Origin of the sequence: Dactylosporangium sp. NPDC049742 (assembly GCF_040674675.1) — a bacterium.
GTDB classification, from domain to species: domain Bacteria; phylum Actinomycetota; class Actinomycetes; order Mycobacteriales; family Micromonosporaceae; genus Dactylosporangium; species Dactylosporangium maewongense.
The window spans coordinates 33,153-45,931 of record NZ_JBFANF010000005.1 but is presented as its reverse complement, the minus strand read 5'-3'; the positions used below and the strand labels follow the sequence as shown (position 1 = coordinate 45,931).

At 72.6% G+C, this 12,779-nt stretch carries 10 protein-coding genes; 3 read left to right on the top strand and 7 right to left on the bottom strand.

Going from position 1 to position 12,779, the window contains the following annotated elements; all coding sequences use genetic code 11:
* Nucleotides 1–99 precede the first annotated feature (99 nt).
* Together AB0J72_RS08815 and AB0J72_RS08810 are read right to left on the bottom strand one after the other, a co-directional pair.
* Complete coding sequence (locus tag AB0J72_RS08815) at nt 100–1,326, bottom strand: helix-turn-helix domain-containing protein (protein ID WP_363396415.1); 1,227 nt, start codon at nt 1,324–1,326, stop codon at nt 100–102.
* Between the two features lie 12 nt (nt 1,327–1,338).
* A complete protein-coding gene (locus AB0J72_RS08810; protein ID WP_363396412.1) occupies nt 1,339–2,346 on the bottom strand; it encodes a cellulase family glycosylhydrolase in 1,008 nt (335 codons plus the stop codon).
* Nucleotides 2,347–2,458: 112 nt separating this feature from the next.
* On the opposite strand from AB0J72_RS08810, the gene AB0J72_RS08805 reads away from it, so the two are divergent.
* Nucleotides 2,459–4,705: a UvrD-helicase domain-containing protein gene (locus AB0J72_RS08805; protein ID WP_363396409.1), complete on the top strand. Its 2,247-nt coding sequence runs from the start codon at nt 2,459–2,461 to the stop codon at nt 4,703–4,705.
* Between the two features lie 40 nt (nt 4,706–4,745).
* Here the strand turns inward: AB0J72_RS08805 and AB0J72_RS08800 are convergent, their stop codons facing one another.
* Together AB0J72_RS08800 and AB0J72_RS08795 are read right to left on the bottom strand one after the other, a co-directional pair.
* Nucleotides 4,746–5,141, bottom strand: coding sequence for a hypothetical protein (locus AB0J72_RS08800; RefSeq protein WP_363396406.1), 396 nt, complete (start codon nt 5,139–5,141; stop codon nt 4,746–4,748).
* A 13-nt stretch (nt 5,142–5,154) separates the two neighbouring features.
* Complete coding sequence (locus tag AB0J72_RS08795; protein ID WP_363396403.1) at nt 5,155–6,051, bottom strand: ParA family protein; 897 nt, start codon at nt 6,049–6,051, stop codon at nt 5,155–5,157.
* Nucleotides 6,052–6,144: 93 nt separating this feature from the next.
* Between AB0J72_RS08795 and AB0J72_RS08790 the strand changes: the two genes are divergently transcribed.
* Together AB0J72_RS08790 and AB0J72_RS08785 are read left to right on the top strand one after the other, a co-directional pair.
* A complete protein-coding gene (locus AB0J72_RS08790) occupies nt 6,145–7,077 on the top strand; it encodes a sulfotransferase (RefSeq protein WP_363396400.1) in 933 nt (310 codons plus the stop codon).
* Nucleotides 7,078–7,086: 9 nt separating this feature from the next.
* Nucleotides 7,087–7,971, top strand: a complete 885-nt coding sequence (locus AB0J72_RS08785; protein ID WP_363396397.1) for a hypothetical protein — start codon at nt 7,087–7,089, stop codon at nt 7,969–7,971.
* On the opposite strand, the gene AB0J72_RS08780 is transcribed toward AB0J72_RS08785, so the two are convergent.
* The 3 genes from AB0J72_RS08780 to AB0J72_RS08770 are packed head-to-tail and all read right to left on the bottom strand — an operon-like array spanning nt 7,964 to nt 12,778.
* On the bottom strand, nt 7,964–11,143 hold the full coding sequence (locus AB0J72_RS08780; protein WP_363396394.1) for a DUF87 domain-containing protein: 3,180 nt from the start codon (nt 11,141–11,143) through the stop codon (nt 7,964–7,966). The genes AB0J72_RS08785 and AB0J72_RS08780 overlap by 8 nt on opposite strands.
* Nucleotides 11,140–11,763 carry a hypothetical protein gene (locus AB0J72_RS08775; RefSeq protein WP_363396392.1) on the bottom strand — a complete coding sequence of 208 codons (624 nt, stop codon included), beginning with the start codon at nt 11,761–11,763 and terminating at the stop codon, nt 11,140–11,142. Before AB0J72_RS08775 ends, AB0J72_RS08780 begins: the two co-directional genes overlap by 4 nt.
* On the bottom strand, nt 11,756–12,778 hold the full coding sequence (locus tag AB0J72_RS08770) for a DUF559 domain-containing protein (protein ID WP_363396389.1): 1,023 nt from the start codon (nt 12,776–12,778) through the stop codon (nt 11,756–11,758). The genes AB0J72_RS08775 and AB0J72_RS08770 overlap by 8 nt, the downstream gene beginning before the upstream one ends.
* Nucleotide 12,779: the final 1 nt, after the last annotated feature.

Sequence of the window (12,779 nt, the reverse complement as noted above, 5' to 3'; positions counted from 1 at the left end):
CGCCGTCACCCACCGCAACGCTCTGTTCACCTGCCCTGCGACGTGCGTCACGTGGGGCTGCGACGTGCGTCACGCGACTGGGTCACAGCTGCCCGTGCATCACTGGGACGGCGGACTCGAGGGTGCGGGTGCGAACGGATCCAGTCTGCCGATCGTCAGCGCGATCCGCAGGGCGAACGCGTCACGTGGCACGAGCGGGACGAACCCGGTGACCTCGCCGATGCGGCGCAGCCGGTACCGGACCGTGTTCGGGTGCACGAACAGCCCGCGCGCGGCGCTTTCGAGGACGCCGCCGCCGGCGTAGAACGCGTCCAGGGTCTCCAGGAGCTCGCCGCCGGCCCGCACGAGCGCGCCGTAGATGTCCTGCCGCAGGATCCGCCGCGCCTCCGCGTCGCCGGCGAGGGCCCGCTCCGGCAGCAGGTCCGCGGCGGCGACGGGGCGGGGCGCGGCCGGCCACGCGGGCGCGGCCCGGAACCCCGCCAGGGCGGCCCTGGCCGACTCGGTCGCCTCGTCCAGCGACGGCACCGCCGGCCCCACCACGACCGGGCCTTCGCCGAACCCGACGAGGAGCCGCTCGGTCGCCGCGATCGGGTCGGGTGCGCCGCCGAGGACCACGACGAGGCGGTCGCCGTGCACGCCGCCGAGGATCTCGACCCCGATGCGGCGGGCCGCCCGGTAGACGGTGTGCAGCACCGCGGTCGCCTCCCCGCCCGGGGACCGGCCGACCGCGACCGCGACCGGCGGCGCGTCCGCCCAGCCCAGTGCCGCCGCCCGGCTGGCGAGGACGTCGGAGGAGTCGCCGCGCAGCAGCGCGTCGACGAGCAGCGCCTGCAGCCGCGCGTCCCAGGCGCCGCGGGTCTCCGCGGCCCGCGCGTACACCCGGGCGGCGCCGAACGCGACCTCCCGGCTGTAGTGCAGCACCGCCTCGCGGATCCCGGCCTCCTCACCCTCGGCGGCCAGGAGCGGCAGCTGCTCCTCGACGACCTCGATCGTGACCCGGATCAGCTGGACGGTCTGGCCGAGGTTGATCGAGCGGGCCAGGGCGCGCGGGGCCGCGTCGAAGAACTCGTCGGAGCTGTCGGGCGGCAGCGTCCCGCCCTCCTGCCGGTTGCGCAGCCAGTCGACCAGGGACCGGACGCCGGCCTGCGCGACCAGCATCACCCACGCCCGCTGGTCGGCGGGGAGGTCCCGGAACCAGGGCAGCGTCTCGTCCATCCGCGCCACGCTCGCGGTGGCGAGGGCGCCGGCGGCCCGCTCGATCGAGCGCACGCTCGCCTCGAGGCTTCGGCGGGTGTCACGCCCTGCCGGCGGCTCCTGGTTCGTCACCCGCACAGCTTTTCATCGTCTGGCCGCCAACCAGAAGCCGCCGTAGATCCCGGCCTCCCGGGAGGTCCGCCGCAGGCCGTCCGGTCCGTCGATGAGGCGCTTCCCCCAGGCGGTCCGGCGGGCCGGGCTGAACGCCTCGACCATGTCCAGATAGTGGTACTCGGCGCTGTTGCCGCTCCACGCCCAGCCGAGGTACCCGAGGTCGTGCAGCTGGCAGTACGCCATGATCGCGTCCTCGTCCGGGTCGCCGTACTGGTGCATCGAGGAGAACTCCCCGACGACGATCGGCAGCCGCTGCCGCACGAACGTGTCGAGGTAGCCGGAGACCTTGTCCGGGGTGTTGAACGGCCCGTACATGTGCACGTCGAAGACCGTGTTGTGCTCCGGGTCGGCGGCGAACACCTCCGCCGCGTGGTCGTACATGACGTGGAACGAGTCGTTGCCCCAGTTCGGCGCGTCGACCATGATCGCGTGCAGCAGGCCGGCGCCGCGCAGCCGCTGGATCGCCCGCTTCGTGTCGCCGATCCAGTCCATGTTCACCGCGTGGCCGGAGGGCTCGTTGGCGACGTTGATGATGACGTACGACTCCTGCCGCAGCAGCACCTTGCGCAGGGTCAGCCAGTAGTCGACGGCCTGGGCGATGGTCGCCGCGCCGGGCTCCGTGCCGTACCCCATCGTGTCGTGCACGTCGAGCACGCAGATCAGCCGGTTCGCCCGGCACTGCCCGATGATCCCGGCGACCTCGGCGGGGGTGGTCGCGGGGAACCCGGTGCCGCTGGACAGCGCGACCCGCACCGAGTTGGCCCCGGCCGCCTTGATGTCGGCGAACACCGACTTCGGACCCTTGCCGAAGTAGTACCCGTGGTTCACCCCGCGCAGCACGAGCCGTTCCCCGTTCGCCTCGACGAGATGCCCGCGTTCGGCCTTGATGCCGCTGGCGCCGTAGGCGGGCTCCACCGAGACGTATGCGGCCCCGAGCAACGACAGCAGCAGGGCGAGGAACGCCGCTCTGATCAGCACGGCCGGGCGCTACCCGCCGATCTGCCCACGAAACGGGGGATCGACCGAGGTCCTTGTCACCGGGTAATCTGGAGATCACGTAGCGTGGTCAAGATCGTGCGAGAGGCGGGCCGTGGAGTCCAAGCCGGCTGAGCTGGCCACCGAGATCGCCATGGAGCAGCAGCACTTCGACCTCGCCCGCAAGCACCGCGAACGCGCCCGGGCGGAGCTCGGCGAGGTCCTCGACGCGGCCGCCAACGCGGGCGCCGGCCGCCGGCTCGCGGTCTTCCGCCGCAGCCGCAAGGAGGCGATCGCCCCACCGGAGGAGCAGGTCGCGTTCGGCCGGATCGACTGCCTGCCCGCCGACCCGCCCGGCCGCTCGGGCGTCGACGACACGTTCTACATCGGCCGCGAGACCGTCTTCGACGACCAGCGGCAGGTGCTCGTCGTCAACTGGCAGACCCCGATCGGCGCCCTGTACTACGAGTCGACCCACGAGGACCCGCGCGGCCTGCGGCGCAAACGCACGTTCCACTGCGAGGGCAACCGGATCCGCGACTTCGACGACGTCGTCTTCGCCCAGCTCGCGACGGCCGTCGCCGCCCTCGCGGAGGCGGGGCCCGACGACGCGCTGCTGGCCGAGCTCGACCGGGGCCGCACCGGCACGATGACCGACATCGTCGCCACCATCCAGGGCGCCCAGTCGCGGCTGATCCGCTCACCCCTGGACCAGCTGCTCGTCATCGAGGGCGGCCCGGGCACCGGCAAGACCGCCGTCGCGCTGCACCGCGTGTCGTGGCTGCTGTACAACCACCGCGACCGCCTGCGCCCCCAGGACGTGCTCGTCGTCGGCCCGCACCCCGCCTTCACCCGCTACATCCGCACCGTCCTGCCGAGCCTCGGCGACGCCGACGTGGTGCAGCTCGACATCGACCAGCTGGCGCCGCCCGTACAACGTGGACGGCCGGAACCCGCGCAGACCCGGCGGATCAAGGGTGAGGCGAGGATGGCCCGGCTGCTCGCGCGGGCCCTGGAGAACCGGGTCGGCACCCCCGAGCCCGCGGAGCGGATGCTCTTCGACGGCACGTTCCTCACCCTCTCCGGCGTCGAGGTCGCCGCCGCGGTCGCGTCCGCCCGGCAGGCCGGCGGCCCGTACGCGCAACGCCGCCAGCGACTCCGGGCGCAGCTCGCCGACCTCGTCCGCGCCCGCGGCGGCCCCACCGACCCGGAGCGCCTCGGCCCGGTCGAGAACCTCCTCGAACGCCTCTGGCCCCTGCAGAGCGCCGCCGCGTTCCTGCGCACCCTCCTCGGCTCCCGCGCCAGGCTCGCGGGCGCCGCCGGCGACGAGTTCACCGCCGACGAGCTGGCGCTGCTGCACCGCCGCGGCGCCGACAAACTCTCCGAACAGATCTGGAGCAACGCCGACCTGCCGCTGCTCGACGAGCTGGAGGACCTCCTCAACGGCGTGCAGCGGCGGTACCGCCACGTCGTCGTCGACGAGGCGCAGGACCTCTCCCCGATGCAGCTGCGCGCCGTCGCCCGCCGCTGCCCGACCGGCTCCCTCACCGTCGTCGGCGACCTCGCCCAGTCCACCGGCGCCTGGGCCCGCGACCACTGGGAGGAGGTCACCGAGCACCTGCCGGCCGTCCTGCCCCAGGTCGTCGTCGGGCTCCGGTACGGCTACCGGGTCCCGCGCCAGGTCTACGAGCTCGCCGCCGAGCTGCTACCGGTCGCCGCCCCCGACGTCGAGCCGACCCGCGCCGTCCGCGAAGGCCCCGCCGACCCCGGCATCCACGTCGTCGAGCCCGCCGAACGCGCGGGCCGCGCCGCCCTCGTCGCCAAGGACCACGCCCTCGGCGGCCGCTTCGTCGGCATCGTCTGCCCCGCCGCCTGCCGGTCCGAGCTCGAGTTCGCCCTGCACGCCAACGACCTGCAGTGGGGCCGCGCCGACCAGGGCGAGCTGGACCACCCGATCAACCTCGTCAGCCCCCAGGAGGCCAAGGGCCTCGAGTTCGACGCCGTCATCGTCGTCGAACCGGAGGAGATCGTCGCCGAGGACGACCGCGGCCACCGGCTGCTGTTCGTCGCCCTCACCCGCACGATCCGCTACCTCGACATCGTCTGCTCCGGCGACCCCCTCCCCGTCGAGCCCGGCCCCGACGTCACCGCCCGCATCCCCCGCCAGCGCGCCGTCATCGAACCCGACCCCGACCCGACCGTCGACATGACCCAGCTGGACCGCCTCGCCGAGGACCTGGCCACCCTCATCACCGGCAACACCCCCACCTCCATGTGGGACGAGGTCCTCCACCGCACCGCCGCCCTCCTCGACACCCGCGCCGACCGCCCCCGCCCCACCGGCCGCCACCGCCGCGACTGACCGACTCACCCGGTCGGGGTGGCCGGCCCGGTGCGAATGGTCAGCGGCCGGCCAGGCGGTCGATGGCCGAGGCGTCCAGGCGCCGGCCGACGACCGAGTCCACGATTCTCGTGGTGATGTCGGACTTGGTGGACTTGCCGGGGAGGGCGACGCCGAGGACCTTGGCCAGTTCGCGGAGCTGGGCCACCGTGAGGCGTTCGTCGTTGAGGTACTGCACGGCCGCGGCGCGGGTGCCGATCTCCGACAGCATGGTCTCGATCTCGGCGACGGGGCGGGACAAGGGCCTCGACGCGGTGGTGGGAGCGCCGGCCTTCGACACCAGGGTGAGCTTCGCCGCGCCGGAGGCGAGGTCCGCCAGCTGCGCGGCCGGCAGCGACTTCACGAACGCCGCGACCTTGAGCAGGACGTCGTGGGCGAGGTCGGCGGGGTCGGTCATCGCGGAAGGCTCCTCAGATCCGGGTGCGCGCCAGGAACTCGCTCGTCAGCTGCTGGAACTCGTATCGTAGGGTCTCGATCGAGGCGGTGCCGGGCGGGGCGAGGACGACGGGGAGGCTGCGCTCGCCGGCGTCGGTGACGGCGGTCTTGTTGTCGCGGACGGTCTGGCGGAAGACGGGGATCTCGATGCGGGAGGTCTCGTTGACCGAGGTGCGCTGCGAGATGAGCGGGCCCGCGCCGGTGTACTGGACCATCGTGTAGACGACGCCGACGATCTCCGGGTTGATCGGGTGGGGCGCGGCGGCGTTGTACTCCTCGACCAGCCGGGACATGCGGGCCCGCAGGTAGTCGATGCCGCGGGTCGACAGGTAGTCGGGGCGGGCCGGGACCACGACGTGGTCGCTGGCGACCATGGCGGTGCGGGTGACCATGTTGAAGTTGGGTGCGCAGTCGATGAGGATCGAGTCGTACCCGTCGAACGCGTGGTCGGTGAGGGCGTCGGCGAGCAGCCGGTGCACCGGCAGGTAGCGGGGGCTGCCGGCCCGCAGGCGGGCACCGCCGAGCGCCGCGGCCAGGTCGAGGTCGACCTCGATGAGCCCGAGGTCACCGGCGAGCAGGTCCAGCCGGCCACCCAGGGGCTGCACCACGGCGTTGATCTCGCGGGGGCTCACCACGTACTTGTGCAGCGGCTCGGCGACGCGGGTGGCGAGGTAACCGGCGAACCACGGCAGGATCGTGGGCCGCGACTCGAACTCGGCGGGCCGGTAGAAGGAGAACGTGAGGCTCGCCTGCGGATCGAGGTCGATGAGCAGCACCGTGCGCCCGCGGGCGGCGAGCTCGGCGCCGATGTTGGCCGTCAGTGTGGTCTTGCCGACCCCGCCCTTGTAGTTGATGACAGAGACCACGCTCATCCCCGCAGCATGCCATCGGCGGACTCCGTTGTCGTCCCTCTCCCGTGGCAGCTAGGCTATCTTTCCTATCGACAAGATAGGTAGGAGACTGTGATGGCGTTGCCGGACTTCCTGGTCGCCGGGGTCCCGAAGGCGGGCACCTCGGCGTTGCACGCGGCACTCGTACGACACCCGCAGCTCTTCCTCCCAGAGGTCAAGGAGCCCAAGTTCTTCCTGTCCGACGGCCCGCCGCCCACGACCGGCGGACCCGGCGACCGGCAGACCTACCAGGAGCACGTGTGGCGCCGGGCGGACTACGAGGCGCTGTTCGACCCCGCACCGGCAGGGGCGCTGCGGGGCGAGGCGACGCCGTTCTACCTGTACGACCTGGCGGCGCACGAACGCATCGCGAAGCTCGTCCCGGACGCGAAGCTCGTCCTGGTGCTCCGCGACCCGGTCGACCGCGCCCACTCCAACTGGTCCCACCTGTGGGGCGCCGGCCTGGAGTCCGAGGCGGACTTCCTGCGGGCGGTCGAGCTGGAGGAGACCAGGAAGGCGGCCGGCTGGGCGGACTTCTGGCACTACACGGCGCTCGGCCGGTACGGCAGCCAGCTGCGCCACCTGCTGCGCTTCTTCCCTCGTGAGCGGCTCCTGCTGCTGCGCTACAAGGACCTCCGCGACGACCCCGCGGCCACCGTCGACCGGGTCTGCGCGTTCCTGGGCGTCAGCACCGGGCACGTGGCGGAGATCCCGCCGGAGAACGTGCGCCGGTACGTCGCCGACACGCGGGTCAACGCCGGTCTGCGCCTCCTGCTGCGCAACGGTGGGAGGATCGGGCATCGGTTCCCCGTGCCGGTGCGCCGGGCGTTCAGCACCCCGCTGCTCGCGCTCCTGCACCGCCAGCACGGCAGGCGGCCGAAGGTCACCGCCGAGCAGCGGGCCGCGCTGCTGCCCCGGTTCGTCGAGGAGATCGAGCTGCTGCAGGAGGTCTCCGGCGAGTCGTACGCCGACTGGCTGAGCCTCGAGCACGCCAGCAACTACCGCTAGGAGTCTTCGTTGCCCGCACTGCCCCGCCTGACAGGTTCCGACGTCGTCGTCGCCCCACCCGCCGGCGGGCCCGGCAACTGGGCCGGCGGGCCGAGCGCGATCATGCTCGGTTCGTCGGTGTTCCTGGCGTACCGGTTGCGCCGCCCGATCGGCTCGGGTCGCGGGTACGCGAACGTCGTGGCCCGCTCGACGGACGGCGTGCACTTCACCACGCTCGCCGAGGTCACCAGGGAACGCTTCGGCGGCGCCTCCCTGGAGCGCCCCGCCCTGGTCGTCACCCCCGAGGGCCGCTGGCGCCTGTACGTCAGCATCGCCACCCCCGGCACCAAGCACTGGCGGGTCGACCTCCTGGAGGCCGACGAGCCGGGCAAGCTCGGCGACGCCCCCGCCCTGACCGTCCTGCCCGGCTCCGCCGAGATCGGCGTCAAGGACCCCGTCCTGCACTTCGACGGCCTCCGCTGGCACCTCTGGGCCTCCGTCCACCCCCTGGAAACCCCCGAACACGCCGACCGCATGTCCACCTGGTACGCCACCAGCCCCGACGGCGTCGACTGGGCCTGGCAGGGCGTCGCCCTCGCCCCGCGCCCCGGCCACTGGGACGCCCGCGGCGTCCGCCTCTCCGCCGTCTCGGTCCGCGAGGGGACGCTGACCGCCACGTACGACGGCCGCGCCACCGCCGGGGAGAACTGGGAGGAGCGCACCGGCACCGCCACCGGCACCCTGGGCCCCGACGGCCTCTTCGGCCCGCTGACCGCCGCAACCGCCGCCCCCTGCGGCTCCCCCCACCCGCCACACGGCCTGCGTTACCTGACCACCGTCCCGGGCCGCCTGTACTACGAGGTCACCCGCCCCGACGGCGCCCACGAACTGCGCACCGAACCCGTCCTCAGCTGACGCCGCCGGCACCCGCCCGCCCCCGGGCACGGCCGAGCACCTCCTCGGCGGTGAGCGGGCTCTTCGGGTGGTGGCTGAGGCAGAGCGGCGTCCGGACCTTCTGGGGCGCCTCGCCCTCGGCCGCGACGTAGAACTCACCGGAGCGCAGCCGGGAGATGTCGGGGACGTCGCCACCCTTCGCCTTCGCCATCTCCCGCGCGGCGTCGATCTGGATCGGGGCGTTCAGCAGGCCGTAGAACTGGGTGGCGGCGTTGCCCGGGATGCGATTGTGCAGCCCCTTCGGCGACTGGGTGGCGAACACCAGCCCGAGGCCGTACTTGCGGGCCTGTGAGGCCAGCGCGAGCGTGCTCTGCGTGCACGCCGTCATGGTCCCCGACGGTGCGAGGGTCTGTGCCTCGTCCATCACGAAGAGGCCGAGCAGCGGCCGGTCGCCGGCAGGGTGCTTCTTGATGTACGCGAACAGCGCCATCTGGAGTTGGTTGACGAAGCTCTGGCGCATGTCGTCGGCGGGCAGCCCGACGAGACTGATCACCGAGATCCGCGCCCGCCTGCCGTCCGATGGTTGCAGCAGGACCGCCGGGTCCAGCGGTGTACTGTCGCCGCCGAACATCGGATCGTTGTCGATGGACGCGGTCAGCGTCTGGGCCAGCCCGCCGGCGATCTTGTCCGCGCCGTCGAGCTCGCTGACACCGTCGGGCAGATCCATGAGCGTGTCGATCAGACCGCGCAGGGTGCCGCCACCGCGGCGGCCGTAGTGGTCGACGGCACGCCGTAGGACGGCGAGGCCGAGGTGCGCCTTGGCCGCCCGGCTGTCCAGGCGCGCCCGCGGGATCAGTGCGGCGACCGCGGAGTCCACGGCCTCGTTGAACTCGTCCGGGTCGTCGAGCACGCTCCTGAAGTCCGGCAGCGGCTGGAAGCTCAACGGCCGTCCGGTCTCCCGGCGGGGGGTCCACACCAGGACCTCGGTGCCGGCGATGTAAGCCGCGGCCTTGTCCGCGTCACCGGCCCCCCACGCCTCGGGCTGCGCCGGCCAGGGATCGCCGAGCCGGGCCAGGTCGTTGTTCGGGTCCAGCACGATGGCGGAGACACCCTGCAACGCGCACTCCTCGACGAGGCGCCGGATCAGGACCGTCTTGCCCGACCCGGAGCCGGCGAAGATCGCGACGTGCTTACGCAACGACTCCACGGCCAGCCGAACCGGCGCGCCGGTGGAGAAGTCGTGGCCGACGGTCAGCATCGGTGCCGCGGACGGCGCGTCGCCGCCAGCCTGCCGGGGAACGGCCGGCGGCTCGCCGGCGAGGGGCCGCGCGTCGGGCTGCGCGGGCGTTTCCAGGTCCGCCATTGCCTGCCGGAAGACCTGCACCTCGCTGGCCGGTCGCCGGGCCATCAACCACGCCGGAAGGTCGGCATGGGACTCGTCGAGAAGGACCTTGAGCGCGGCGAGCGTGCGCAGATCGGGCTCGCCGAAGGCGAGCGTCGCCGTGTTCCTGCCCTTGAGCTCCTTGATGACGGCGAGTGTCTTGGCGCCGGACCAGGCGCCGTTGCGCAGGAAGAACAGCCGGCGCTTGGCCACCCTGCTGTCGACGCCCGCCGCGGTGACCGCCCGGTTGATGCGGTGCAGCGCGGCGACACCGTGATGCCTGGCGCTGATCGCCCGGAAGGACCAGTGCGCCTGGTCCTCGTTGTCCTCGTCGAGCGTGCGGCGCAGCCGCGCGTGGAGGATCGGCTTCGCGCCGGGTGGGCCGTCCTGGCTCAGGGTCTCCTCGGCCATCCCCTGCTCGATGATCCACGCCGTCAGCCCGGCGGACAGCAGGCCAGGAACGATCGCATCCTCACGGTCGGGGTCGAGCGGTGTCGAGACGTCGGCCTCATCCCGGAGCTCGGCGAATCGCGCGTCGAACCGCTCGCGCGCCTCATCCGCGAGTCTCGGCGGTGCCAGCGGCGGCGCGGGGCTCGGTCCGGTAGCCGGCGCCTCGCCGAGCCGCTCGAGCTCGCGGACCTCGTCGTGCAGCAGGCAGCTCCGGACGTGCTCGTCGATCTCGATGAGCAACTGCCGTGGCGTGTGCTTGGCCGCCGTCTCGAACGCCTCGGGACGCACCGGCCAGGTCGGATACGGCGGCGTGAACCCGATCTGACCGTAGCTGTGGGCGAACCGCTTCTCGATGATGCTCCGGGCCACGGCCGGCTGCTGGATCGTCAGCATCTCGGCGGGCTCGCGGAACCGGTCGCGCACGGTGTCGGTCGTCCGGCTCTTGATGAGCATCCATGACGGAGGGATGCACGCCACCAGGGTCAGGGTCCGGCGGGTGATCTCGCGGAGCGCCATCAGGCCGTGCGCGAGCTGCTCCAGCACCAGGAGCTGGGCCCAGTCGCCGGTGTCCGCCGGCTCGAACGGCTGGCCGTCCTGCGACGTGATCGACGACTGCGAGATCAGCGTGTCGATCTGGTCGACGGCCATCACCGTCGGACCGGTCAGCGCCAGCAGCCGCGACAGGTCACGCACGATCATCTGTGCGGGGCGGGGACGGCGTCGCATACGCCAGCGCGTGCGCTCCTCGTGGTCGGCGTCCGGCTCCGAGCTGAAGTAGTTCTCCGCGAGGTCACGGTGTGCGACGTCGTCGGAAGCGGACAGGGCGAGCGCACGGAGGGTGTCGTCGCACTCGCGTGCGACCTCCCGGTGATGCTCGGCCAGGCCGAGGAGGAACGCGTCCAGCGCGGCCGGGGTCAGCTCGGTCTCGCCCATGACGGCTCGGCGCGCCGTCCGGGGGGCGCCGACCACCGACGCGAGCCGCCGCAGGAACAGCCGCAGCTGGGTGTCGCTGTCCGGGACCGTACGGAAGAGGCCGTTGAGCATCGAGTCCAGGACGCTCGCCCAGAACCCCTCGGCATCCAGCACGCTGACCAGGAAGAAGTAGCCGCCCTGGTCCTGGATCTGCTGCCGGACCCAGCCCAGCAGGTGGGTCTTGCCCGAGCCGCGGCGGCCTTTCAGCACCAGGCCCAAGGGGCTGCCGTCGGCGCTCGCGTGCGCGTCCGCCAGGCCCGCCAGGACGTCGTTGATGACGCCCTGGTGCAGCCCTTCGACGTGGAACGGTGACGGGCGCCAGACGTCGTCGGGCACGGGCGCCCAGTCGAACCTGAGCGCCGCCAGTGCCTTGCGGTCGTCTTCGTTCATCGCGTGCCGATGGCCATGAGGTGCGTGTCCTGCCCCCCGACACGCACAGCGTTGCGGTGGTCCTCGGCGGACAGTGTCTTCTGGTTGGACTCCGGCATCATCTCGACGTCCTCGGCCCGGCTCAACAGGGAGAATGCCTCGTCCAACGCCGCCGCGGGCACGTCGCTGAGCTTTCCCCGCACGTCGGTGTGCTTCACCCACGCGCCGAGGTGTGGTGCCAGCGCGGTGTAGGTCTCCCGGATCCGCGCCTCGACGTCATCCCGAGGCTCCGGCGTGTGCGCGAACATCTCGCTGAACCGGTGGTAGGCGTGACGCCCCAGCACCCGCTCCCGGAGGTTGTCGTGCAGCGCGCTCAACGCCGCGCCCAACGCCCGGGCTCGTGGGCTGTCGAAGTTGAGCGCCTGGTGCATCCGCTCCCAGCCCTTGTCGTCGAGCTGGTGGACGAACGAGCGACCCACCTTGTCGCTCCTGACGTAGCCGGCCTTGTTGAGCTTCTCCCGGCTCTTGCCGGTGAGCGTGATCTGGTAACGGTCCTGCAGCTCGGGGTTGGAGATTTCCCGGGCCTCCGCCATCAACACGATGAGCAGCGCGCTCTCCGAGGGGGTGAGGTCGTCAGCCACCCTGCTGTCCTTTCGCCAAGTCGTGCCTTCGGGTCCGAATGAGGTGTTCGATCTGCGCCGCCACCGCCTGCACGTCGTGCCGCACCCGCGCGTTGGTGAACCTGAGCACGGCATAACCGTCCAGCTGGAGCTGGACGTCGCGGACCCGGTCGGCGTCGTACTGCGCGGGCCGGCAGTGCTCCGGCCCGTCCAGCTCCACCACCACGCGCTCAGCCGCCCACAGCAGATCCGGGCGGATCGCGCCGCGTAGCGGCGACGGCTGGTAGGTCGCGTTCCAGGCCCGGCCATACGCCCACCGCTCGTGCTGCTGCCGCAGCACGGACTCGAGGGCGGCCTCGACCGTGCTCCTGGGATGCGGCCTTCCGACGGCCGCCGCGACCCCCGTCACCGCCGGTGGTGGTGGCGTGAGGTGGACGGTGCAGCAGCGTTCGGGGCCGGGTGGCCCGGCCCCGGTGAGCCAAACGCCCAGCCGTCCGTGATCGGCGAGCCACTCCGCGCCCGCGACAGCGACGCGACCGACCGGCATGGACAACACCAACCGGTCACGCTGAAAGCCCGTCGCGACGACACGGGCAAGCCCTGCGACCCGTGTCCCCGGCCGCAACCGAACCCGCGGTGACGGCCGGCCGGTCAACGCACGCTCCGCGAGATCGGCCAGGAAGGCGCTCGGCAGCCCCGCGGCGCGGGCCCGCTCGATCGCGATCGCCCGGATCGCGGCCACAGCGGCCCCCTGCGGACCGTCGAGCTGCTCGGCCTCGGGCAGCCATCCGTGCAGGAGTTGTCGCGCCACCACGTCGAGGGCGTCGATCACCTCGGACACGAACACCGCGACGCTTCCGATGGCCGCCTTCGCGGGCGTCACCACGACCGATGCCGGGAGGTCGTCGAAGCGGGCCGTCGCCGCGACGATGTCAGCGGCGGGGACGCCGCCGAGGTGCACGACGCGGTCGACCGGAATCCCCGCCAGCTGCTTGTGCCAGGCCACCTCGCCGCGCAGCATCGTGATCGCGTCCATC

Bases quoted from the DNA above. Each gene is read 5' to 3' on its own strand.
- AB0J72_RS08800 (WP_363396406.1), bottom strand. From the start codon at position 5,141: ATGACCGACCCCGCCGACCTCGCCCACGACGTCCTGCTCAAGGTCGCG.
- AB0J72_RS08795 (WP_363396403.1), bottom strand. From the start codon at position 6,051: ATGAGCGTGGTCTCTGTCATCAACTACAAGGGCGGGGTCGGCAAGACC.
- AB0J72_RS08790 (WP_363396400.1), top strand. From the start codon at position 6,145: ATGGCGTTGCCGGACTTCCTGGTCGCCGGGGTCCCGAAGGCGGGCACC.
- AB0J72_RS08780 (WP_363396394.1), bottom strand. From the start codon at position 11,143: ATGAACGAAGACGACCGCAAGGCACTGGCGGCGCTCAGGTTCGACTGG.
- AB0J72_RS08770 (WP_363396389.1), bottom strand. From the start codon at position 12,778: ATGGACGCGATCACGATGCTGCGCGGCGAGGTGGCCTGGCACAAGCAG.